Genomic DNA, 21,198 nt, shown 5'->3' with positions numbered 1-21,198 from the left:
CAGGCCCCGCCCGCCACTGCGGGCGGCGCTGGGGCGCCGTCCTCGGACAGCCGTCGCCTGGCACACCTCCGGCGCACCGGGTCGTAGAGATGTCGGTCGTCATTGGCGGCATACGGCCAGAGTGAGCACGGGCAAATCGGAAGCGGCTTCGCCGCGCTGTGAGGGCATCCAAGATCGGGATGCCCCGGCCTGACGGCCGATTCCTTTCCCCAGCCCCGGGGGGAGCGGAAGCCTACCGACGACCGCCCTTCGGGTTCGTGTCAAGGGCGCCTACGGCGTCGCTACGCGATCAGCAGAGCTGACCCTTGACACCGGTCATCGGTTGACATCCGCAGACATCCCCCCGACGCCGGGGGAAAGGGGTGGCTCGCAGATCTCACGAGTCATGCCGTTTCGGGCGAGGGCTGCGGCCAGAGGGAGCACGACCATGACAACCAGTAACCGGGAGACCGATCCGAGGACCAGCTGCCCTAGCCACTGGGCGTACGGACCGTGCAAGAAGTCGTGCATCGACGCGCTGGCGGAAGGCTTGATCACCGCGTCCGATCTGTGCGCCGGCTGTACGGGATGGTTCATGGCCGCGCTGGAATCGGCGTGCAAACGGCCGCTCAACTGGCATCCGGCGTACGACCGGCGGCGCGCGGCTGAGTGACAAACTGAGTGACAACGGTAGTGACCGTGCCACGGACGGCCATGGACTCTCGTGGATGTTTCGCGAGGTCAGGCGTTATTCAGGCACAGGCCCGGCCGGCCCCGCAGATGCCTGGGGGTCAAGGGGTCGCAGGTTCAAATCCTGTCGTCCCGACGGTGTCAGGGGTTTCCACAGGTCAGAGCCTGTGGAAACCCCTGTTTTATGCTCGCGATGCGTTCTCCGAGGTCAAGCATGCCGCTGTTGGACCCCTTGACTCGGGAGATTTCGCTGATGCCGCTACTGAGGCTGGACAGGCTCACGGAAGGCCTGTCGACTACGTGGAGTAACTATCTGCGGGACTGGGACCGCACGCTGCGGTCCGGGAACTACCCGGAGACCACCCGCTACAACTACCTGCTCTCTGCCGCGCAGCTCACTGGCTATCTGGGCGAGTACTCACCCTACCCGGACGCCGATGACGCGGCGGGGGACCCGGCGCGGGTCACCCGGGCGCATGTGGAGGCGCTCCAGGCGTGGATGATCCAGACCCGGTCGGCGTCCACCGCGTTGAACAAGCACAAGTGCCTGCAGCAGTTCTTCAAGTGGCTGGAGGTCGACGAGAACGAGATCGACCAGTCACCCATGGCGCGGGTTCGCCAACCCAAGATCGACCAGAAACTGGTCCCGGTGCTGCGGGACCAGGACACCGCGAAGATTCTGGAGATGTGTAAGGGGAAACAGTTCCACCAGGTGCGTGACGAGGCGATTATCCGGCTGTACTGCAACACCGGAGCCCGACTGTCCGAGGTCGCCACCCTGACCCTGATGGACCTGGACATGAGCACCGAGACTGTCCGGTATCACGGCAAGGAGCGTCGGGTACGGTTCGGCCCCAAAGACGGCCCGGGCGTTGAGCCGATATCTACGCGCACGGGCCAAACATGTCGGCGCTGGCCTGGCGGACCTGTGGCTGGCCGACAGGGGCGGGCGCCGACTGGCCGCCAACGGGATCAAGATCATGCTCAAGCGCCGCGGCGCCGCCGCGCAGGTCACCGGCGTGGTTGCAGGCCGACTACTCCGACGCCTGAGGTCTTGGCCTCCGGGCCACCCACCGCCACCGCGCGGCACGGAATGACGGACAGCCCCGGCTGCCAGTGCGACCCGCGACCGGAGCCCACCCACCACATCGCTCGTCGGGCTGGGGCAAAGCCCGGTTAAGGCTTTGGGGCGCGACCGTAAGGCCCCTGGCAGGTGGCCAGGACCCCCACTTCAATCACGGTTTGCCCTCGCCGCGAATGTCGTGTATTCCGAGTTTGCCGAACTTAGTGCGTAACGGCGGCCCGGCTTGTGACGACTTCGACGGCGACTCGGGTTTGGCTGTTCAGGTGGTCCCTTGATGCGATCAGTTCCCGCAGATCACATCGGCCCAGAAGGGATTGGCGTCCTGGCCGCCACTTAGACCGTATATGTGCCATGCCCGACCGTCGGGATACGAGTCGGTGGGGGTGCCGTTGCCGGTGGAACCGCCTCCACCACTGACGACCCAGGTGCCCGGCGGGCAGGTCGCAATCATCGTGGACCGGCCCGGATCCGGCACGCCGGTCGCGACGACCTCGGCCCATCGGTCGTCATCCAGCTGGCTGCCGCGTAACGGCCGGTCGCGCACCGGACAGAACTGATAGCCGGTACGCGGGTCGGACAGCAGATCCAGCGCCGGATGCTCCGGATCCGTCTCTTTCCAACGGAAAGTCACCATTTTGTCAGTCCCACCAGTTTCGCGAGGAAACGATCGAGCTGCTCGGTGACCGGCGGCCACGGCAGGTCGGGTTCGTTGATGCGCTGGGAGAGCATGCCATTGACGGCCGTACGCAGGTCGATTGCGACCGTCCCGGCATCGCCGGCCGGCGCGAGCCCGGCGTCCATGCAGCGCTGCACGCCGGCAACCGTACGCTCGACCAGCACCGCCTTGAACGGCATGCCAAGCGCTCGGTTGACCTTGCTTTCGTGCAGGACCTTGTAAAGGCCTGGATGGCTTTCGGCCCACGCGCATTGCGCCACTATGCGCGCTCGCAGCCCGGCCGCTGGATCGCTCGCCGCCGCCTCCGCCTGGTCGCCGGAGCCGACCAACTCCTCATGGCAGCGCTGCATGGCGGCCAGCACGAGCGCGTCGCGATCCGGAAAGTGCAGGTAGACGGAGGTCGCGGCGATCGACACCTCGCGGGCCACGGCACGCAGCGACAGCGCTTCGTCGTCGGCAAGGTCGTCCAGCATCCGTACGGCCGCGTCGACCATCTCTTCGCGAAGACGTTCACCCTGGCCACGAGCGTTGGGGGTGCGGCGAGCGGTCACCGAGCTATTGTAGCCGCACAACAGTCGCGCTACAGTCGTAGCCCTACGGACGTACAGTGAGAGGAAACGGCTGGTGGACAAGGTTTTCAGACAGCTGGCGCAGGCCACCCGCGAGCACGTGTGGGCCATCTCGGAGCTGACCGATCGGGAGAAGGTGTTTCTGTCGGTCGTGGCGGACGTGTGCCAGAGCACCCTCGGCGCTCCGTTCGACCTGCATGTGCGCGCCGGAGTGGAGCGTGGTGTGTCCACTGTGGACATCCGCGCACTGTTGCGGTTTGCGTCGTACGACACGGGATATCACGCAGCACTGGCGGCTTTCGAGCGGCTGGAGGAAATCGAGGCGGCGCTCGGGGTCGCGCCGCCGGATGCCGAGCCACTTCCGGCTGAGCTGGTGTCGACCGGTCCGGACGCCGCGCCAAGCCCGCTGCCACCGGCCGTAAGAGCTCAACTCAGCGAGCTGGACCCGCACTTCGCCGAGCACTTCGACCTGCAGTCGCGGATGCGGTCACAAGGCACACTTTCGGTACGAGAGCGAGCTTTCGCCACAATGAGCGTCGACGTGCACTACCAGACGCTGGACGAGACCTTCCAGATCCACGTCAATCGCGCGTTGAGCGGCGGCGCCACGGTCGAGGACGTACGCGCGGCACTGCGGTTCAACGCGATGTTCGGCATGACCCGCGCCTGGCGAGCCTGGAAGGCGCTGAACGCACACCTCGCGTCGCTCACCACCGCCGCCTGAACCCACCGCGAAGGTGACGGTGATCTACGCCGGTTGACCGTCACCCTCGCGGTGGTCCGATGACGCGTGCGCCGGGGACGGGACCGTGCGCCGTGCGGACCGTGCGGCAGACCCCAAGCCTGCTGCCACGCTGTGGCTCGGATGATGCTGCACCGGTGGAGCTGGTCAACGCCCAGATGAGACATGCGTTCAATACGTTCGAGCGCATCCAGACGCCCTCGAACGGGCAACCGCTCAGAGCCGGCACTCGCTCACGAAGATCGGTCCAGGCCGCGGTTGGAGAGCCAGCCTTGCATAGTGTCGGCGCTGCAAGCCGTCAACCCACATCCGACACAAGTCAGATCCGACAGCCGACTTGACTAATGAATCGCGCAACATTCGGTACCTGAACGGCAACAGGCATGGCTGCGCCATGTCAGTCGCAACTGGCTGGGAGATGGCCACGACGACAGCATGGCTGGCGGCGCCGTGGTCCGTTTCGACCGCGGCAGCGAATACGACACATCCGCGCATCGCGAGAGCGGCAGGTGACGGCCGGAAAGGAATGGGCCAGGGCCGAGTCTGTGCAGTCGGCGGCCCCACGCCACCTGGGCGCGGTTGGGTGCGGTCCGGCGTCAAGCAGTCGATATCCGTAGGGTGGCCGACCGCCCAGATGTCGACCTCGACGGGCGGCGACGACCTGGTCCGATTCAACCTCCCGCAAGCATGGCGATCTCCGAAGGAGTCACCGTGGAGTAAGAAACCTTTCGTAAGGCTATTGGGTCGTCGGTGGCTGCGTTTTGGCGAGTGCTTGACTCAGGTCATCGATGAGATCGTGCGGATCCTCGATGCCTGCGGAAAATCGCAGGTGACCCCATTTTCGAAACGGTTCGGGATATAGATGGGCCCGCTCGTCGTTTCCAGCGACGTACACGATGAGTGACTCGTCGTGTCCGAGCGAGACCGCCGACGTGATAATCCTCAAGTCCGCGACGAAACGGTTGTGCGCGTCGGCGTCGCCGCAGAGCCCGAACGCAAGCATGCCACCGAAACCCCCGTTTAGCTGACGGTTGGCCAGAGAATGTTGTGGGTGGGTGGGCAGACCGGGATAGCGGACGTAAGCCACTGCTGGATGTCCCTCCAGGAAGCGGGCGATGTGCAAGGCGTTCTTACAGTGTTGCCGCATTCGCATCGGGAGGGTCACCGATCCGCGCATGATGAGCCACGCGTTGAAAGGGCTGATCGCGCCGCCGACATTGACCAGGCACTCGTTTCTGATCCTGTCGATGAGCTCTGTGCTGCCGGCTACGGAGCCGCCCATAGCGTCACCGTGCCCGTTGATGTATTTGGTCAGAGAATGCACGACCAGGTCCGCACCCAGGTTCAAAGGCCTTTGCAGGATGGGTGTTGCGAACGTTGAGTCGACGCTGAGCAGGGCGCCGGCGCGGTGTGCGATGTCCGCAACCGCCTCGATGTCGGTCAACTGAGTTGTTGGATTCGCGGGGGTCTCTATGTGCACCAATTTGGTCTCCGGCCGGATGGCGTCCCGCACCGCATCGGGATCAGAACTGTCCACGAGGGTGGTGCTGATGCCGTACTTCGTCGGCAACAGTTCGGTCAGCAGGCGGTAGACGGCGAGGTAGGTGACATCGGAACACACGATGTGATCACCTGTGTTCAGCAGGGTGAAGAACATTCCGTGCAACGCGGCGACTCCGGTGGCCATCACCACCGCGTCGGCTGCGCCTTCCAAAGCCGCGAGTTTGCTTTGTAGGTAGAGTTGGTTCGCGTTGCTGTTTCGGGCGTAGAACAACTGGTCGGTGTTTGACCAGTTCAGTTCGGACGGGTCCGCTGGCAACGCGTAGGAGTTGGCCATGACCAGCGGGCGGCGGATCGCTCCAGTTTCGCGATCGATTCCGTTTCCCGCATGCACGCTGATAGTGGCGATACGGTGAGTGCTAGCGCTGTCAACCATATCTTGGCTCCTGTCTGTTGTCCTCCCACATGTTCAGGAGGTTTGCGCGAATCTGTCGTTCACCTGCTGGAACAGGGTCGAGTTTTGGAACACTCTCGTCTACGGTAGCGAACATGCGACAGGCTCGCCCAGATGTGGATTGGTATACGAATCCGGTGGGTAAATGGACCCTGTGTACGCATATGCATGGCATATGGTTGTGCCGGTCGAACCGCCAGCCATGAGGAGCGTTGTACAGATGAGCGACACTGCAGAACGATTGAGCGGCACCTTCGTCGCGGATCCGACGCACTCAACGTTCCAGTTTTCGGTGAAACATATGGGGATAGGAATATTTCGAGGTACCTTTGACTCGGTCGATGTCACTACTACCCTGGGTGAGTCGATCGGTCGGCTCCACGGATCGGCGCGGGTGGAGTCGATCTCGATCAAGAATCCGATCGCATTTCGGGAGCACATCGTCAACGGAGCCGACTTCTTCGACGCCCGAAATCATCCGGAGATAACGTTCAGTTCCAGCGACGTACGGCTCGGCGACGGCGCCTCGCTCAGTATGTCTGGGAACCTGACGATAAAAGGTGTAACTAAGCCATTCAGGGCCGCCGGCAGTCACAGCGCTGTAATCCAAGACCTCGTTGGCCAAACTCGTACCGCCGTCCAGCTCACCGCAACGATCGACCGCCGAGACTGGGGACTGACCTGGCAGGCTCAACTGTCGAATGGCGGCGACGCACTTGGTAATAGAGTCGACTTGAGCGCGTATGTCGAGCTCATCAGGCAACCCTAGCCACCGTCGCGGAGCCGCGTGTTTGTCTGGAGCTGACGCGGAATGCGGGGCTTTGGTCGGTCGTTGCGCTGTTATCGCTATCACCGGGTAGACATCCGCCACACCAGCCGCATGTCCGAGTGACGGCCGCGGACGTAGAGGTCGCTGACACCCGGCGTACGCTGTTGGGGTCGGAGACCGGACTTCCTAACCGTTTCTATGTTCCCGTAGACGACGTACGGAGCGACATTTCTCCGGCCCAGTGCTACCCATACCATCTGCCCGTACAAAGGCACCGCGTCGTACCGGACGTTGCAGCTTTCGGAGAGGGTCCTCGAGGACGCTGCGTGGTTCTACGATGACCCCCTTCCCGAAGCTCGGCAAATCTCGGGATGCTTGTGCTTTCTCGGCGAGGATGTGCGGACCAGCGTCGATGGAGCGGTCATCGGTAGTTAGCAGCAATCACAGACCGGCGAGCTCAGCGGTCCGGCGTACGAGTTTGGTGATAACGGTGGGATCATCGGCCTCGATCACCGGGAATCCGATGCCAAACTCACCGTTCACCCACCTCGCACGTACGCCGGGGTTTGGCTCGCTGGTGCCGTCCGCGAGGAAGACGTGCGGACTGCACTTCACGGCCTCTCTGTTCTGGGCTGTCCGGAATTGCTCGATGACCTCGGACCGGAACACCCCGCTGACCAGTGCAGCCTCCAAGTGACTCACATCGATGCCACCGGTTTCAGCGGCCACCTCCAGAATGACCGACTGCAACGAGATGCAGCGGTGTTCTGCCCAGAACGCCCGGCGCAGGGACCGATCAAGCAGTGCGCTGGCCTGCCAGCCCTGTGCTTTGGCTGCCTGAACCGCTTCGAGCGCCGGCAGCATGGTGACCGGATAAGTCCAGTCCGGCTCTCGCCACAACCGCCAGCCAGCCTCCGGCGCCAGAGCGCCCACGACCGCGACCTCTGAGTCGACTCCTGGCCGTGAGTTCACCGCCTGGTTGAACAACTCCAGCGGAAACGCCCGATGATCGAACCAGATCCGGCCGGTCAATCCCAGTCTCGCCCTCTCTTCATGGAGTCGGTGGACAGCCAGATGGGCGAAGGAACAGTTGATATCAGAGTAGATAACGAGCAGATCTGGGGAATGGGGGAGCCTTGGATCGGTCATCGTACGCGTCACACTTTCATCGGACACTGATGTACGGTTACATCTTTGGAGTGACAATCGTATGACTCGTTCGGCCGTGGAGATGGTCCATATTGGTGCGAGAATTGTGTACCGGTTGTCTCGGTGGTTTTCCGTTCACCATCGCGGCAGGTATCGCGCGAACCTGACGCATGGTGCAATCTCGTTTCATTAGCCTTCGCCAATCCATCCGCAACTGTCAAACAGAGCCGCGACTACCAGAAATATTTGGCGAGTGCACGCGCTTGGTGACCGGATTTGACTGATCGCGTACGTCGAGTTCATCCAGCGAGCCTCGCCACTGAAAGTCGATGTATGACTCGGGAGGTGTCAGGAGTGACAGTCCAGAACGGTACTTTATCGCCCGCAATCCGCCGAATCATCCCCCTGCTGGAAATGTCGAGCGGGCAGATCGACATCCGCGGCGGATATATCGATGCACTTGGCAACGCGCCGATGCGATCCGCAGGCCGAGCGCAGTCTCTTTGGCTTAACAGGTACGGTGCTGTGGTGTACGACCAGTTAATGAATCCACTCGGGCGAGTTCTCATTCCATATACTCGGAAGGTGCCGGAGCGGCTCAGCCTGGAACGCGGAACGACCGTTCTTGACCTGGGCTGCGGCCCGGGAAACATTACCTGCACGCTAGCCAAGGCCGTTGGCTCTGGCGGACTCGTCGTGGGAGTAGACCTGTCGGACAAGATGCTCGCACGGGCAGTTGCTCGCAGCTCACCGACGAATACCGGCTACCTGCGCGCTAACGCCGAGCGACTACCGATACGCGACGCGAGCGTAGATGCAGCCAATTCATCAATCATGCTGCAACTGGTGGATGATGCGGGCAGCGTGATTGACCAACTGCACCGGGTGGTGCGTCCCGGCGGGTTGGTCACTTTATCCGTTACCACAACAGGACACGGGGTAAGCCGGCGGCTTACTCCGTACCTGGGTGCCGTAGCCACCGCACGGATATTCGAACCAGAGGAATTGTCAACCTTGCTCGCCGATCGCGGATTCTCGATCATCGCGACCAGAACAATCAAGTTCCTGCAGTTCGTCGACGCTCGACGGTCACAGACGGCATAGTTGCGTGGGTCGATGGAAGAAGCGTCGTGGTCTGTTCGACTGCGTATTTTGCGCACCACTCCCGAACGCGTGTATCCAGGCCGGCAAAACGCCCGCGCCGGCTGCCTCGGCTTTTGTTGCTTCATATAGCATCACGCCATGGAGAGGGAATTGATCGAAGAAGGTTGGTGGACCATGGGCGCCGCCACAGCGGGGCGCGGGATTGTCGTGGCGACCGACAGATACGTCGCCTTCGTGCCTACGGAGCGGCCCAAGAATCTCGCGTCCGAGGTGGCCTGGGCCGGAGCTGGTTTTGTCACCATAAGGATCGGGGGCACCATACCGCCCAAGTGGGTGATCCAGCAGCTCGGCTTAGGGCCGTTGGATCGGCAGACCCAGTTACTTTGTTCTGAGCTGAGTGGACAGCTGTGGCGACCGCACGAAGCGTTCGCCTACGAACGCACAATCCCGCTCCGGCGAAAGCATCGTGGCCTCTGGTTCAGAAATGGCAAGCAGAGCATCCGCCTCGCACGTGCTATCAGCATTACGGAGTTTGACCAGGTGCGGGCGCACCTGCGTAGCTGGACCTGGCAGCGATGACCAACCGGTGTCGATTGACACTAGTTTCGTGGCTATCAGTCGCATGTGGAATTGCTCCGGGTTTTCCCGTCTAACCTCAAAATTCACGATAGGGCTTTGTGTTCCCGTGATTTGTCTGTCCATTGTGGACATCGTTTGCGGGATGGGGGTGATGGGCTTTTTGTGGTTTGGGTGTGCCGGGGCGGAGCCGTTGTCGCTGGCCGGACACCGAAACCTACTAACCGAACACGCCAGAAACACCGTTCGTGTTAGGGACCCCTCCTGGCAGGAGGGAATGACCTGGGCAGGATGGTCCGGATCGCCGCTGAACCCGTCGAACGGTTACTGAACGCTCCCGCCGGACCTGGCGAAGTCTTCGAGGTCGAGATCCTCTGCATCCAAGAACCGCGAGTGGATTCTTCGGCCGGGCAACGGTGGGCGACATGGTCGGACCGGCTGCGATGCGAGTGCGAGTTGGCGCCGTCAGTGTCCGTCCGGTCGTTCTGCGCCACCACGTCAACAGCGCGACCGGCCGTCCAGACACTTCGAATCTGACGGGCCGCAGAGACGTCGGACACCGGGTCGCCGGTGACCAGAAGCAGGTCGGCGCGCAGGCCGGGGCGGATGCGGCCGCGGTCATGGAGGGCGAACGCGGTGGCGGGAACGCTAGTCGCGGACCGCAGTGCCTGACGTGGGCTCAGACCGGCTTCCACCAGCAGGTCCAGTTCGTCGTGCAGGCTGCTGCCATGAGGTACCGCAGCGGGAACTCCGGGAGCGTTGTTGGCGTCCGTGCCAGCGATGATGGTGGCACCGGCCCGGTGCAGCGCTGTGACCGTGTTGCGCGCGTGATCGTAGGACAGGGCTGGGTTGCCGAGGTTGTGGGCGCTGCCGCGCATCATGATCAGTGTGGGCACCACGATGAGCTCCGTGTCGGTGATTGCCCGTACGAGATCCTCGTGGAGGACGGCGTCGAGTGGGGCGTGGGTGAGGACGTCGACTCCAGCCTGGAGGCCAAGGGCCACGGCGCCGGTGTGGCTGGCATGCGCCACTACCCGCAGCCCGGCCGCGTGGGCCGCCTCGACCGCAGCGGTCGCGGTGTCCAGGCCGGGGCCTCCCGCCCCGGGCCGCTCGAGAACCAGCTTGCTGTAGTCGACTCCTTCGGCGGCTTGCTGGGCGACGCAGCGGCGGGCCTGTTCCGGGGTCGCGACCAGGTTCTCGGCGGGAAAGCCCGGGATCCGAGAGTGTGGGCCGCCCACACCGGCCAGCGGTGCGCCGCTGCTGCGAATGTCGGTGCCTTGTCCGGCTGTGCGCAGGGTGGCGACGAGGGTCGGGGGCCAGGTGCCCATGTCCAGAGCTGTAGTCACGCCGAATCGAGCGAGCGTTGAGAGCTCATCGGGGCCGCTGAAGTGCACGTGGGCGTCGAGCAGGCCGGGCAGCAGGGTCGCCCCGGCACCGTCGACGGTCGGTCCGGGGGGCGGGGCTGTGTCCGCCGGGCTGATGGCGGTGATCGTGGACTCTCCGATGGAGACGTTGTAGCGACCGTCGAGCAGGTCTGTCCCGTTGAAGACGGCGACGTCGGTCACCGTGGTGCCTGTCGTGACCATCACGCTTCCCCCTTTCGCAGCAGCCAATCCGTCGCTGATTGTTTGATGTCGCGCTCCAGTTCGCTGCCTTTGGTCGCGAAGGTGCGCTGGACCGGGAAATCGCTCACCTCCAACAGGTATCAGTGGCGAGATCGGCGCGGTACGAATCGGGTTCTCCGGTGTCACTGTCCTGCAGGGCGTCCTGACCGCGGACTTGCACCGTGTCCACCGGGCCCATCCACGCGTGGAACTGAACCTGGTCGAGCTTGCCCCAGCCGCGCAGCTCCAAGGCGTCCGCGAGGGCGCACTCGACATCGGCTACAGCCTCGACCTTGGCCTTGACCACACTGGCGACCTCGTGGTCACCTGTCGCGCGAGGACGACGCTGTCGATCGCCATGCGACCTGACCATGAGCTGGCCACCGGCGCGTCGGTGACCGTCGCCGACCTGGTCGACAGGAACCTCATTGTGTTCGCGTCCCGCGAGGACGACGAGACCGTACTCACCCGGCTCGGACCAGGCCTCCATGCGCACCGCTCTCGCGTCCACCTGGTGAGTGGCACCCTCGGCGTCCTCGCGCTCGCCTCGGCCGGAGTGGGCGTGGCCATCGTCCCCACCGCCACAGAACGCATCACCCTGCCCGACATCACTTACCGGCCCTGCGCGACAGCGCCACGGGGCCGAACGTGGTGACCATCAGCAGACCCGACGAACTGTCAGGACCCGTCCGCGCGTTCACCTCGCAGTGAACGCAGAAAATCGACAGCGACAAGACCATGCCTTCTATTACAGGTGCGCGAAACAGCGATGTCGTGGTGAACAACACAGGCTAGTACCAGGAGGTCTCACTTTGGCGGCTACCGGATCTATTCATGATTTGGTGACGACTTCCGCGAGGCGGCACGCACTTTCGGCGAGGTCGGCTTCGTCAGTGGCGGCGCCGAAGCCGATCCGAAGATACGCGGCGCTCGGTTCAGCAGGGAAGTAGCGAGTTCCAGCGCTGACGCCGACTCGCTGGCGACGGGCGACGGCCGTGATGTCAATGTCGCTGAGGCCAGCCGGTAGCTGGACCCAGAGGTGGAGTCCTCCGCCGGGAACATGGCGGACCGTCCACGTTGGCAGCTCAGTACGCAATGCCGTCACGAGCGCGGTGCATCGGTTGCGAAGCTGGGCGGACAGTGTCTTGAGGTGTCGTTCCCAGCCGGCCGAGCTCATCAGCTCCAGCGCCGCTTCCTGTAGCGGGCGGCTGACGAAGAAATCACTGACCCGACGCGTCGCTCGCAGCCGTTCCATCACAGGACCGCGCGCGACCATGGCAGCGATTCGGAAGCTCGGCGCGGCCGGTTTCGTCAATGAGGTGATGTAGACGACCGTGCCGTGGCGGTCATCATGGATCAACGGCGGCGGAACCGTCGGGGTGTGGCCGAGGAACCTAGCGAAGTCGTCCTCGATGACGAAAGCGCCGGCCGTACGGGCTATTTCAAGCACCCGTTGGCGGCGTTCGGATGACAATACGGCACCAGTCGGGTTGTGATAGGTGGGCTGGCAGTAAAGCAGCCGAGCGCCACTAAGCGCGAACGCCTCCTCGAGGAATTCCGGCGTCAGGCCATCATCATCGAGTGGCACCGGGACGGGGCGAAGACCGGCACTACGGATCGCGGCCAACGCGCCGTGATAGGTAGGAGACTCGACCAGTACGGCACTGCCCGGTACCGCTATCGCCCGGAATGCGATCGACAGGGCGTCCTGTCCGCCGGCAGTGATCAGCACATCGTCGGCTGACGCGCCCGTCAATGTCGCGAAAACCGAACGCAATGCGGCGAGCCCGTTGATGGGTGCGCGATCCCAGGAACCTGGGCGACGTGCCGCCCGTACGAGTGCACCGGTGAGAAGGCTGGTCGGCTGCAACGCGGGGTGTAGGTAACCGCCGTCCAGCATGATCGTTCCATCCGTGGGCGGACCCAACTGGTCTGACAGTGAACGCGTGTCGACGACTCGATCCGCCAACGCCATGGCCTGCCAGCCGGTGTCGATGGGCCGATTCGGGGTGGCCTTGGTCGCCGACACGAAGGTCCCGCTGCCGGGCCGCGTAGTCAGCACGCCTTCCAGGGCCAATATGCCAATGGCGCGGCTCACCGTCCCGGGGCCGACATGGTGCTGTTCCATCAGCTCGCGGCTGGTCGGCAACTGATCACCAGGCGCGAGACCCGCAATCAATTGCCGCAGGTCCCGCGTAAGCCGCGATACGGCAGTGTTATTCCCACTCACGGTGTCTAACAATAGCGCTACCAGCTGCCCGTGGGCGTGAGACGGGAACGCCGAGCCCTTGGCCTGGGCTCAGACTGGTCTTGCGACCGATGTCGACCAATGGGGCCGATTCCTACCCGCACGTACCGCCGCAGTCAGCCTGTTCGACCGACTCAAACCGTTCAGGTCCGCGCGCTAGGTCAATGTCAACCGCGTAGGTGATCTGGTCAAGCAATTGGCGGCGTCGCCGTGCCTCTTCGTGCGTTAGGTCTCCTGCCATTATCTGCTTCTCAGTCCGACACCGGACTCGGGGCGAGATCCTCGACGAACCCGACGACCATGTCAACCTCTTCCTCGGTGTTGTAGTAGTGCGGGGACAGGCGCAGGCACCAGTCGACGTTCTTGTCGCCGAAGTCGTACTGCGCCAGGCCGCGGAAGCTGAGTGCGGAGTTCACTTTGCGCTCGTCCATGGCTCGTTTGAACGACTGTGGTCCCCACCCGGCAACGTCGAATGTGACCAGGGCCGCTGGGGTCGGACCGCGGTCGAGGGTGCGTACGCCGGGTATCGAGGCCAGTTGGTCACGTAGGTAGGCACCAAGCACCGGTGTGCGCGCCGCGATGCTGTCCAATCCCACGTGCAGCGCGTAGCGCGCGGCGGCCGCGCACCCCAGGACCACCGAGTACGGGAACTCCCATTCTTCGAATCGCTGTGCGCTATTCACTGGCCGATATTGCCCGGGCGCCACCCAGCGCGCGCCGTACATGTCAATGAACAGCGGCTCGTAGCCATCGTTCAGGACGCGGTCGGACACATACAGGAAACCCGAGCCGCGCGGTCCGCGGAGAAACTTGCGGCAAGTCGCTGTCAGCAGGTCGCAGCCGATCTGGTGCACGTCAATCGGATACTGGCCTACCGACTGGCACGCGTCGACCAGGTAGAGCAGATCCAACTCGCGGACGTGTCGACCGATAGCCTCAACAGGTTGAACCAGACCTGAGTTAGTGGGTACATGGGTCACCGCGACCAGCCGCGGGCGCAGCTCTCGCATCAGTTTCACCATCGCTGCTACGTCGACACCACTGCCGTCGGGATGATCAGGCGCGTGCACGACATCCACGCCGAACCGTTTCCGCAGTGACAGGAACGCGATCTGGTTCGAGATGAAGTCGTTACGAGTGGTGAGGATGACATCCCCGCGCTGAAATGGAATCGCGGACAACGCGTTAGTGTACGCCTGGGTAGCGCTTCCGGCGAACGCGATGTTCCGAGCGTGGCAACCGATCAGCTCGGCGATCGACGCATGAAAGTCGCTAACGCGTTCCGCCTGTGCTGCGGCGGCTTCGTAACCGCCTATCCGCGACTCAAGGACGAGATGGTCAATCATAGCCTTGAGGACTGGACGTGCGAGCAGCCCGCACCCCGAGTTGTTGAAGTGGATCACCGATTCGCAGCCGGGAGTGTCCGCCCGCAACGCATTGACGTCCAGAAGTGCTTCCGACATTTGGTTGGTAGCGCTATTCAATGTATTCACGTTTCACAGTATCAGTTTCTAGGCGCCAGGAAAGCGTTCTGCATATTGTCGAGCGCCGCGAGAGGCTGGTAGAGCGCGGCGTAATGATGAACGTTATCCAGTAGGTGTGCAGTGTGGGCCACGAGAATGCCGCCAGGGTGGTTCCGGCGAGTTCGCCGACCACCGTGCTGGTCTGGCTCAGCGAGTTGGCCCGCCCCTGGTCCTTGGCATGCACGATCACCTGCAGCAGCGCCATGCCCGCCGGCTCGAAGAACGTGCCCACGGCCGCCTTGGGCAACGCGACGACGTAGATCACGGCTCGCGCGGTCGGATGCGCGGCGACGACGACCAGCGCGAGCAGCAACGCTCGCCATCGCACAGTCGCCGGTGCCCCCGCCGCTGGTGCCGGCGCCGGCCAGCCACCCTGTCGCGTTCAGGCCACGCGCCGCGTTGTCGGCGGTCGGGTCACTCCGGCTGTCGACCGCCGGCTGTCGGCCGACGGTCGCGCTCGTCAAGCGGCGGGCATCATGATTACCGGACTGCGTAGATTCTCAACGAGTCGGGGTGAATTTTGCGTAGCAGATAGCGACCGGGTTTTCTGCCGTCGACGTCTTGGACACCGCCACCTTTCCGTCGACCGTGACCGTGCATGTAGCCGCTTTTGTGCTCTGGACCAGCAACTGGACGACCTGCAGGGGCTGGTTGGCCGGCCACCTGTACTCGTCGTGCCAAGGTAGCGCGATGCTGTTTTCGCGGCGTACCAAGCCTGTTCCGGTGGTGTCGTACGCGATGGACACCGGGCCGCTGCCGGTCACGGTCAGCTGGATGTGCCGGGTCGGTGTCGACTTTGCCGCCGGCTGGCCACCTTTGGCCGCGGCGTGTCCGGCCTGCCCTTGCTGTTGTTCTGGATTTGCCGGCGCCTGTGCGGCAGCTTGGGGAGTTGATCCACCGTGGGCGGTGGTGCCGAGCCATCCGGCGACTCCAGCGACGACCACTACTACTGCAGCGCCAGCCGCGATCAGAACCTTGTGCCGTTTAGTCAGGGTTGTCATGACCTCAGCAGACCGAGTCGGTGGGTTTTGGGTTGGTCAGGCCGAAAAGCGGCCGCAGTCGGAGGCCGGCGTAGGTGCCGGCGATGGCCAGCACACCCCAGAGCCAGCCGTGCAGGCTGAAAGATGCGATGCCAGAGAAGTACGCCCCGATGTTGCAGCCGCCCGCCAGCCTGGCGCCGTAGCCCATCAGAATCCCGCCGAGCACCGCGCCGAGCGCGAGTTTCCACGGGATCCGCCGGTGCAGGACAAAAGCGCCGGCAGCCGCGGACGCGATCAGGGCGCCGAGAATGATACCGAAATCCATCACGGAGGTTTTGTCCAGCAACACCGAGGAGTCCAGGGCTGCGGCGTTTTTCGGGACCATCCAGTATGCCCAGTGCGCCACATCGACGCCGAAGAGCTGCAGGATTTTTGAGCCCCACAAGGCGAAGGCGAAGGTGATTCCCCACGGGCTGCCGGAGAAGAACAGGGTGGCGCCGTTGAGTACGGCCAGCCCGATGGCGCCGACCCACAGTGGCCACGCGCCGCGGATCGCCCGGAGCAGGCCGTGGGTGGTGGGCGGTTCCTCGATGGCCGGCGGCTTCCGGCGCCGCTCGACCCGGAACGACACGGCGACAATCGCGGCCATCACTACCAGCGAAATGACCAGCGCGCCGGGATAGCCCAGTGGCGTCTTGGCCAGCGAAACGATCGGGCCGGGTGGGACTGTCTTGGTCCAGAAGGTAAAGTTCGCCGCGCCGAGCACCGAGCCGGCGACAAATCCGGTGAGCGTGATGAGGATCGCGCTCTGCCCGCTGCCGATCGCGAACAACGTGCCGGACGCGCAGGAGCCACCAAGTTGCATGCCGACGCCGAAAAGAAAGGCGCCGACCACCACACCGGCGCCGACCGGCTGCAGCAGCGGCTGTGGGGTCACGCCGAACCCGATGCCGCCGCCGAGCAGGATCGCGAACAGCAGGCAGGCAATGGCCAGCATCAACATGTGCGCGCGCAAAGCCCGCGGTTGACCGACCGCCACCAACTGCCGCCAGGCCGAGGTGAAACCGAAACGCGAATGGAAGAGTACGACGCCGAGCAGCAGCCCGAGAGCGTACAGAATCACCGTCTTCACGCCGCCAACCTGCGAAATCCAGGCGCCCAATGCGACCGTGAGGACGGCGCCGATCGCGACCACCGTCCATTTCACCGGTGGTGCCTGCGCGGCGGGCCTGGCCGCGCGGCTGGGCAACGTCGGTGCGGGAAGTCCTTCGTCCGCGACCGCCATGGAAACCTCCGAAAGTAGGAAATGCTCAGGATTTTGCCGGCCCGGCGAGCGGGCCGCTGATCGGGACGACGGTGCCGTTCGGCAGCCAGCCGAGTGCCTGGCCGGCCATGTGCATGTCAAACTCCGCAGGTAAAAACGCCACCGGCGCGGCTGCGTAGAGTTGGGTCGGGTCGGTGTCCGTGCCGGTCTTGCCGGGCTGGCCACCGGCGGCCAGCCAGCTGAGATAGCCAGCAGTGGTAGGAAAGTCAGTGTTGAAGCCGTGCGCAAGCGCGGTGGCGTAACGTTCCGGCAGAGATTCGTGTGGGTTGAAGCGCAGCGGCAGGATCGAGCCGGCGTTCATGCTCAGGACCGGCGCTTCCAACAGCCACGGCGCCAGCCAGACGCCGGCCGTGTACGCCGTCGACCCCGCTTTTCCGGTGCCGGTCACCCGAAGTTTCTGGGCGGCCGGTGACCATCCGGATACGACAACCAGTGCGCCCGGCAGGTTTCCGGGCTTTTCCGGCGCAACAGGCAGTTGCAGAGCCGCGGCCGCCGATCGTACGAGCGATGAAGCGGCCGCCGCTCGTACCGAAGTGTCTGCGACTATCGTGATGGCTGGTACGTGCCGACTTGCCAGGAACGTCACCATCGATCGCAGGGAATCCGCGTCCGTGCTGGAAAGCTGGTTGGTTGGGCAAGCCGCGAGCGGCAAGTTTCGGCCGGTCATCAGGGTTCCCAGTGCCGCGCTAGCGCATTCGGCCGCGTCCGGACCGACCGAGCCGGCGATCGTGCGCTGGGAGAAGCCTGCGTCCGCTCGTACCGACGCCTGTTGGGTTTGGTACGAGAGTGTGACAGTGCTCCGGCCGGCGGGGAGTGTCAGGACCGCCCAGCCGCCAGCGGCACCCGGCTCAGCCTTTGCGTGTACTGGCGAGGAACCGTTCACCGCCACCGAAATCTGACCGGCGTGTTCGCCTCCCACGTGGACTATGTTCTTTCCCGGCAATCCAGGGGTTACCAGTACCGGCGTTGCGGAGCCTGCGAGATTTACCTCCCTGAGCAAGGGGGTTCCGGGAGTCGGCAACGGATCGGGCGCGGGCAAAGCCGCCAGGCTCGCCCAGGCCGCGATCGCCACAGCCAGGCCGATCGCCTGGTATTTCGCTAATTTTTCCGTTTGGAATTGCGCTGCCGTCCCGGCGACAACCAAGACGGTCTCGATGGTGATCGCCCAGCCGTACGATGTCCGTACCATTCGCTCGTCGAGGCCCAAACCGTTCAATACGGCCAAAGCCAGCGCGCTGACCAGCACGACGGCGGCCGCCACGGTGGACAAGACACTGGTCCGGGCGGCCACCTCCCGACGATCCGCGGCGGTGGCCGTAGCGGTCGCCGTGCCGAGCCACACCGCCAGCGCGGCGACGTGGGCAAATCCGACCCACACCACCGCACCGCCGGCGTCGGCAACCGCCTCCCAAGCGATGACGGCGGCCAGTGCGGCACCGCCGAAAACGCTCCACCTTGACAGGTTTTCAATCGTGGGCAAGGAAGCGATCACCAGGGTGAAAGCAACCTGCGCCATCGCGATCGGCATGGCGGTGCCATCGCCAACCGAGGTGAGGCAGGCCAGCGCAGCCACTGCGGCCGCTGCCCATCCGATCCGTCGAGCCACCGGCGACGGTGGGCCGGCCAGTGGACGCACCAGTGCGCCACCGGCCACCGCTGCGGTGCCAAGGACAAGCAGCATCCGAGCGATAGCGGCCAAAGTGAACTCGCCGGCGCCGGTTGCGCCGGCGTGCGCCATTTCAGTGATCATCGGCTATTTCAGATCCGCATCCGCGACGACAAAGAGCTCCGAGTGCGGTTTTGCGTTGCCCAGCTTGCCGTGTGGCCACGACACTCGGTTGAAGTCGACGCAGGGCGTACCTTCGTTCTCGTCCCGGAAACTGGCGTCCAATGAGAGCGAGCCGGTCTTCGGGTTGGAGTTGACGATGCAGACCTTGTGGTTGCCGTCGATTCCGGTACGGGCCACAAAATAGTTCGACGTGGCGATCCGGGTGGTCTGGTCGGTCTCGTGGTAGTAACCGTCGCTGCCCAGTGTGAAGTTGTCGAGTGTGCCCCAGTGCGGCCCGCCGTCGATCTTCTGGATCCCGGCGATCGTGGGTGCGTCCGACTCGTTCCCGCCGCCGGTGATCTCGTCCGCGGTGTCGATGCTGACCTTCGGGTTGTTGCCAGAAGCCAGCAGCTTTTCGATGTTGAGCGAAACGACGTAACCGGGAGAGCCAGGATCGCTGGCGCCGTAGATCCCGGCCGGCCGGCCGATCACCGCGTGATACAGGTATTTGTCGTCGAGACTCGTCTGCACCCAGCCGCCGCCGTCGTTGCCGGCCGGGAACTGGGAAGATCCCAGTGCGGCCGCCGCCGTGGTGTCGTCGAAGACCTCGCGCCATTTCGGTTGCGGCGCGGTGATGTCCGGCGTATAGAAAATCGCGCCACCGGACATGGTCTCGGCAAAAGCTCCCTTGTGGTTCGGGAGATTGGTCACGGTCGTCTCCATGACCGCCCGGTTTTCGTTGCGCAGCGGGTCATCCGGATTGGACCGCGGTCCCTTGGGCAGGTAGTCCACGGATGTGACCCTCGGATGGTTGCGGTCACTGATGTCCCAGATGCGTACGGTCGGCCGGCGCAGGAACGGCGACGGCGCTTTCACCGGATCCAGAATGATGTTCCGAGGTTCGGCGTAGTCACTGGTGACCATCCGGTTCAGGTCCTCGCGTACCTGGATGCCGTGCGGATTGGCGCAGGTGGTGGTCACCGTGGTCGGCAGATCGAGGCACTGGCTGGCATCCTCGGACTGCCCGGTCGCGGCCGGCGCCTGGGTGAGCACCTTGCCCTGCTGGTCGAAATGCACGACCTCACCGGGGGAGCCGGCGAATCCGTTGCCTATCGCCGTTTTCCCGTTCGGATAGATGTACGGGCCAGGAACCACCGGCCCGCCCATGTAGGTCCCGTACGCCGTACCGTCCTTCAGCACCCAATAGGCGTCCGGCACCGAGCCACCCAGCGTCTGGGTCGGCAGGCTGATGCCACTGATGCTGACTTCCGGCAGCTTCTTCACGTCAAAAACATAGGTCGCCGCACTGAAAAGGCCGCCGGCGTAGATCTTGTCGCCCTTGTGCCAGATGTACTGCATGTGGTGCGGCTCGTTCTCCACCAGCGGCCCGACTGTCACCGTGTTGACCACCTTGCCGTAGCTTGGCGAGCCCTTGGTGGCGTCGATGACAGCCAGGAAATCCGGACCTGGCAAGGCATCCGTGACCGTCTTGCCGAGGCCGCCGAGGTCAACGGAAAGCCCGCCGGGGAGGCCTTTCACGGTTTTCACCGCGGTGTCAGCGATATTCTCGTCGCCGGCCCAGACCAGCAGCCATTCCTTGCGTTTGGCACCGCTGGTCGCGGTGTTCGCCAGCTGGCGGTCCAGATGGTTGGTGACCGAATAGGTCTTGCCGTCCGCGCCCGTCAGGCTCGAGACGAGTTGGTCGATACCGGCACCGGAAGCCGCCTGGGTGGCGGGAACAACCAGTGCCGCGACCGACAATCCGAGGACTGCCGCAAAAACAGCAGGCCTTCGTTGTCGGAGGCGAAAAGGTAGGGGCATGCCAGCTCCTCATGAGGGGAGAAAAGAAAAGGGGGCGTGGAAAGAAGCGCATTCGCAGCGCTGGCCCAAGCTGGTCCAGTCGAGGGCATGGCGAAGCCAAGGGTGGCTGCGACGCCGATGCACACGCGCGCCGGAAAGGACACGAGTTGGCACTCGGAAAGGAGGCCGTCCGTACGGACGGAGTCAGAAAATGACCGCCAGATTACCGGGGGTCAGAAAAGAAGGGTCAGCGCCGTCAACGCGCTCTACGAGCCCGGACAGACACTGCTGGCCTGCCGTACGAGATCGACGTATCGGCAGGCGACCAAGAGTAGGCGCCGTTCCACGGATAGGAGTATTCAGACGCGGACAAGTCTATGTCAAGTCAAGTCCGACCAAAACGCTCACTATGCGGGAACTTTTTCCATGTCACTTTCGATCAGGGCTCACACCGGGCTTGACCGGCCGCGGGAATGTTGTGAGAGTGCCGCACGGGTACGTCCGCGCGCAAGGAGAATGGCGATGCGGATCGGTGCTGCTCAGAGGTGGGTTTTCGGTAAGATGACAGTAGTCTGGTGATGCTTGCCGGCAACGTGCCCGGAACGGCCGCGATACGGCTCGATGCGACATGAATTTCGCAAGTTCCGAAGACTGAGCCG

At 64.0% G+C, this 21,198-nt stretch carries 19 protein-coding genes and 2 pseudogenes; 9 read left to right on the top strand and 12 right to left on the bottom strand.

The window, feature by feature from the left end; all coding sequences use genetic code 11:
* The first annotated feature begins 427 nt into the window (after nucleotides 1–427).
* Nucleotides 428–652, top strand: coding sequence for a hypothetical protein (locus tag ABD301_RS22135; RefSeq protein ID WP_344312263.1), 225 nt, complete (start codon nucleotides 428–430; stop codon nucleotides 650–652).
* Nucleotides 653–922: 270 nt separating this feature from the next.
* A complete protein-coding gene (locus ABD301_RS22130; protein WP_344312262.1) occupies nucleotides 923–1,849 on the top strand; it encodes a tyrosine-type recombinase/integrase in 927 nt (308 codons plus the stop codon).
* Between the two features lie 184 nt (nucleotides 1,850–2,033).
* Here ABD301_RS22130 and ABD301_RS22125 read toward each other — a convergent pair whose 3' ends face one another.
* Nucleotides 2,034–2,387, bottom strand: coding sequence for a hypothetical protein (locus tag ABD301_RS22125; RefSeq protein WP_344312259.1), 354 nt, complete (start codon nucleotides 2,385–2,387; stop codon nucleotides 2,034–2,036).
* A complete protein-coding gene (locus ABD301_RS22120) occupies nucleotides 2,381–2,980 on the bottom strand; it encodes a TetR/AcrR family transcriptional regulator (RefSeq protein WP_344312258.1) in 600 nt (199 codons plus the stop codon). Before ABD301_RS22120 ends, ABD301_RS22125 begins: the two co-directional genes overlap by 7 nt.
* 73 nt (nucleotides 2,981–3,053) lie before the next feature.
* On the opposite strand from ABD301_RS22120, the gene ABD301_RS22115 reads away from it, so the two are divergent.
* Complete coding sequence (locus ABD301_RS22115) at nucleotides 3,054–3,722, top strand: carboxymuconolactone decarboxylase family protein (protein WP_344312257.1); 669 nt, start codon at nucleotides 3,054–3,056, stop codon at nucleotides 3,720–3,722.
* 754 nt (nucleotides 3,723–4,476) lie between these two features.
* On the opposite strand, the gene ABD301_RS22110 is transcribed toward ABD301_RS22115, so the two are convergent.
* On the bottom strand, nucleotides 4,477–5,676 hold the full coding sequence (locus tag ABD301_RS22110) for a trans-sulfuration enzyme family protein (RefSeq protein ID WP_344312255.1): 1,200 nt from the start codon (nucleotides 5,674–5,676) through the stop codon (nucleotides 4,477–4,479).
* 238 nt (nucleotides 5,677–5,914) lie between these two features.
* Between ABD301_RS22110 and ABD301_RS22105 the strand changes: the two genes are divergently transcribed.
* From ABD301_RS22105 to ABD301_RS42495, 3 genes and pseudogenes are all read left to right on the top strand, one after another.
* The gene (locus ABD301_RS22105) at nucleotides 5,915–6,463 is read left to right on the top strand and encodes a YceI family protein (RefSeq protein ID WP_344312252.1); all 549 of its coding nucleotides are present in this window, start codon (nucleotides 5,915–5,917) and stop codon (nucleotides 6,461–6,463) included.
* 119 nt (nucleotides 6,464–6,582) lie between these two features.
* A pseudogene (locus tag ABD301_RS42500) lies at nucleotides 6,583–6,681 on the top strand (DUF427 domain-containing protein); the annotation flags it as partial.
* Between the two features lie 25 nt (nucleotides 6,682–6,706).
* Nucleotides 6,707–6,898, top strand: a pseudogene (locus ABD301_RS42495) (DUF427 domain-containing protein); the annotation flags it as partial.
* A 6-nt stretch (nucleotides 6,899–6,904) separates the two neighbouring features.
* Here ABD301_RS42495 and ABD301_RS22100 read toward each other — a convergent pair.
* On the bottom strand, nucleotides 6,905–7,612 hold the full coding sequence (locus ABD301_RS22100) for a DsbA family protein (RefSeq protein WP_344312345.1): 708 nt from the start codon (nucleotides 7,610–7,612) through the stop codon (nucleotides 6,905–6,907).
* Nucleotides 7,613–7,966: 354 nt separating this feature from the next.
* Here ABD301_RS22100 and ABD301_RS22095 point away from each other — a divergent pair, with 354 nt between their 5' ends.
* A complete protein-coding gene (locus tag ABD301_RS22095) occupies nucleotides 7,967–8,716 on the top strand; it encodes a class I SAM-dependent methyltransferase (protein ID WP_344312250.1) in 750 nt (249 codons plus the stop codon).
* A 138-nt stretch (nucleotides 8,717–8,854) separates the two neighbouring features.
* On the top strand, nucleotides 8,855–9,295 hold the full coding sequence (locus tag ABD301_RS22090) for a hypothetical protein (protein WP_344312249.1): 441 nt from the start codon (nucleotides 8,855–8,857) through the stop codon (nucleotides 9,293–9,295).
* Between the two features lie 248 nt (nucleotides 9,296–9,543).
* On the opposite strand, the gene ABD301_RS22085 is transcribed toward ABD301_RS22090, so the two are convergent.
* Nucleotides 9,544–10,878 (bottom strand): amidohydrolase family protein, encoded by a 1,335-nt coding sequence (locus tag ABD301_RS22085; RefSeq protein WP_344312343.1) that lies wholly within the window; start codon nucleotides 10,876–10,878, stop codon nucleotides 9,544–9,546.
* 118 nt (nucleotides 10,879–10,996) lie between these two features.
* Between ABD301_RS22085 and ABD301_RS22080 the strand changes: the two genes are divergently transcribed.
* Entirely contained in the window at nucleotides 10,997–11,551 is a 555-nt protein-coding gene (locus ABD301_RS22080) for a LysR family substrate-binding domain-containing protein (RefSeq protein WP_344312341.1), read from the top strand.
* A 177-nt stretch (nucleotides 11,552–11,728) separates the two neighbouring features.
* On the opposite strand, the gene ABD301_RS22075 is transcribed toward ABD301_RS22080, so the two are convergent.
* From ABD301_RS22075 to ABD301_RS22045, 7 genes are all read right to left on the bottom strand, one after another.
* A complete protein-coding gene (locus ABD301_RS22075; protein WP_344312248.1) occupies nucleotides 11,729–13,126 on the bottom strand; it encodes an aminotransferase-like domain-containing protein in 1,398 nt (465 codons plus the stop codon).
* A 269-nt stretch (nucleotides 13,127–13,395) separates the two neighbouring features.
* Nucleotides 13,396–14,607: an aminotransferase class V-fold PLP-dependent enzyme gene (locus tag ABD301_RS22070; RefSeq protein ID WP_344312247.1), complete on the bottom strand. Its 1,212-nt coding sequence runs from the start codon at nucleotides 14,605–14,607 to the stop codon at nucleotides 13,396–13,398.
* Between the two features lie 13 nt (nucleotides 14,608–14,620).
* Nucleotides 14,621–14,980 (bottom strand): MFS transporter, encoded by a 360-nt coding sequence (locus tag ABD301_RS22065; RefSeq protein WP_163569964.1) that lies wholly within the window; start codon nucleotides 14,978–14,980, stop codon nucleotides 14,621–14,623.
* Nucleotides 14,981–15,167: 187 nt separating this feature from the next.
* Nucleotides 15,168–15,668, bottom strand: coding sequence for a hypothetical protein (locus ABD301_RS22060; RefSeq protein ID WP_344312246.1), 501 nt, complete (start codon nucleotides 15,666–15,668; stop codon nucleotides 15,168–15,170).
* Nucleotides 15,669–15,672: 4 nt separating this feature from the next.
* The gene (locus ABD301_RS22055; RefSeq protein WP_344312244.1) at nucleotides 15,673–16,932 is read right to left on the bottom strand and encodes a YeeE/YedE family protein; all 1,260 of its coding nucleotides are present in this window, start codon (nucleotides 16,930–16,932) and stop codon (nucleotides 15,673–15,675) included.
* Between the two features lie 25 nt (nucleotides 16,933–16,957).
* Complete coding sequence (locus ABD301_RS22050) at nucleotides 16,958–18,721, bottom strand: hypothetical protein (RefSeq protein WP_344312243.1); 1,764 nt, start codon at nucleotides 18,719–18,721, stop codon at nucleotides 16,958–16,960.
* 3 nt (nucleotides 18,722–18,724) lie between these two features.
* On the bottom strand, nucleotides 18,725–20,560 hold the full coding sequence (locus ABD301_RS22045) for a hypothetical protein (protein ID WP_163569968.1): 1,836 nt from the start codon (nucleotides 20,558–20,560) through the stop codon (nucleotides 18,725–18,727).
* Nucleotides 20,561–21,198: the final 638 nt, after the last annotated feature.

This window comes from Fodinicola feengrottensis (assembly GCF_039530045.1).
Taxonomy (GTDB): domain Bacteria; phylum Actinomycetota; class Actinomycetes; order Mycobacteriales; family HKI-0501; genus Fodinicola; species Fodinicola feengrottensis.
The sequence above is the reverse complement of the archived record's forward strand: the minus strand, read 5'-3'. Positions and strand labels throughout refer to the sequence as shown.

Coding starts and splice junctions, on each gene's coding strand:
- ABD301_RS22135 (WP_344312263.1), top strand. CDS start 428: ATGACAACCAGTAACCGGGAGACCGATCCGAGGACCAGCTGCCCTAGC.
- ABD301_RS22130 (WP_344312262.1), top strand. CDS start 923: ATGCCGCTACTGAGGCTGGACAGGCTCACGGAAGGCCTGTCGACTACG.
- ABD301_RS22125 (WP_344312259.1), bottom strand. CDS start 2,387: ATGGTGACTTTCCGTTGGAAAGAGACGGATCCGGAGCATCCGGCGCTG.
- ABD301_RS22110 (WP_344312255.1), bottom strand. CDS start 5,676: ATGGTTGACAGCGCTAGCACTCACCGTATCGCCACTATCAGCGTGCAT.
- ABD301_RS22105 (WP_344312252.1), top strand. CDS start 5,915: ATGAGCGACACTGCAGAACGATTGAGCGGCACCTTCGTCGCGGATCCG.
- ABD301_RS22100 (WP_344312345.1), bottom strand. CDS start 7,612: ATGACCGATCCAAGGCTCCCCCATTCCCCAGATCTGCTCGTTATCTAC.
- ABD301_RS22090 (WP_344312249.1), top strand. CDS start 8,855: ATGGAGAGGGAATTGATCGAAGAAGGTTGGTGGACCATGGGCGCCGCC.
- ABD301_RS22085 (WP_344312343.1), bottom strand. CDS start 10,878: ATGGTCACGACAGGCACCACGGTGACCGACGTCGCCGTCTTCAACGGG.
- ABD301_RS22070 (WP_344312247.1), bottom strand. CDS start 14,607: ATGTCGGAAGCACTTCTGGACGTCAATGCGTTGCGGGCGGACACTCCC.
- ABD301_RS22060 (WP_344312246.1), bottom strand. CDS start 15,668: ATGACAACCCTGACTAAACGGCACAAGGTTCTGATCGCGGCTGGCGCT.
- ABD301_RS22055 (WP_344312244.1), bottom strand. CDS start 16,932: ATGGCGGTCGCGGACGAAGGACTTCCCGCACCGACGTTGCCCAGCCGC.
- ABD301_RS22050 (WP_344312243.1), bottom strand. CDS start 18,721: ATGATCACTGAAATGGCGCACGCCGGCGCAACCGGCGCCGGCGAGTTC.
- ABD301_RS22045 (WP_163569968.1), bottom strand. CDS start 20,560: ATGCCCCTACCTTTTCGCCTCCGACAACGAAGGCCTGCTGTTTTTGCG.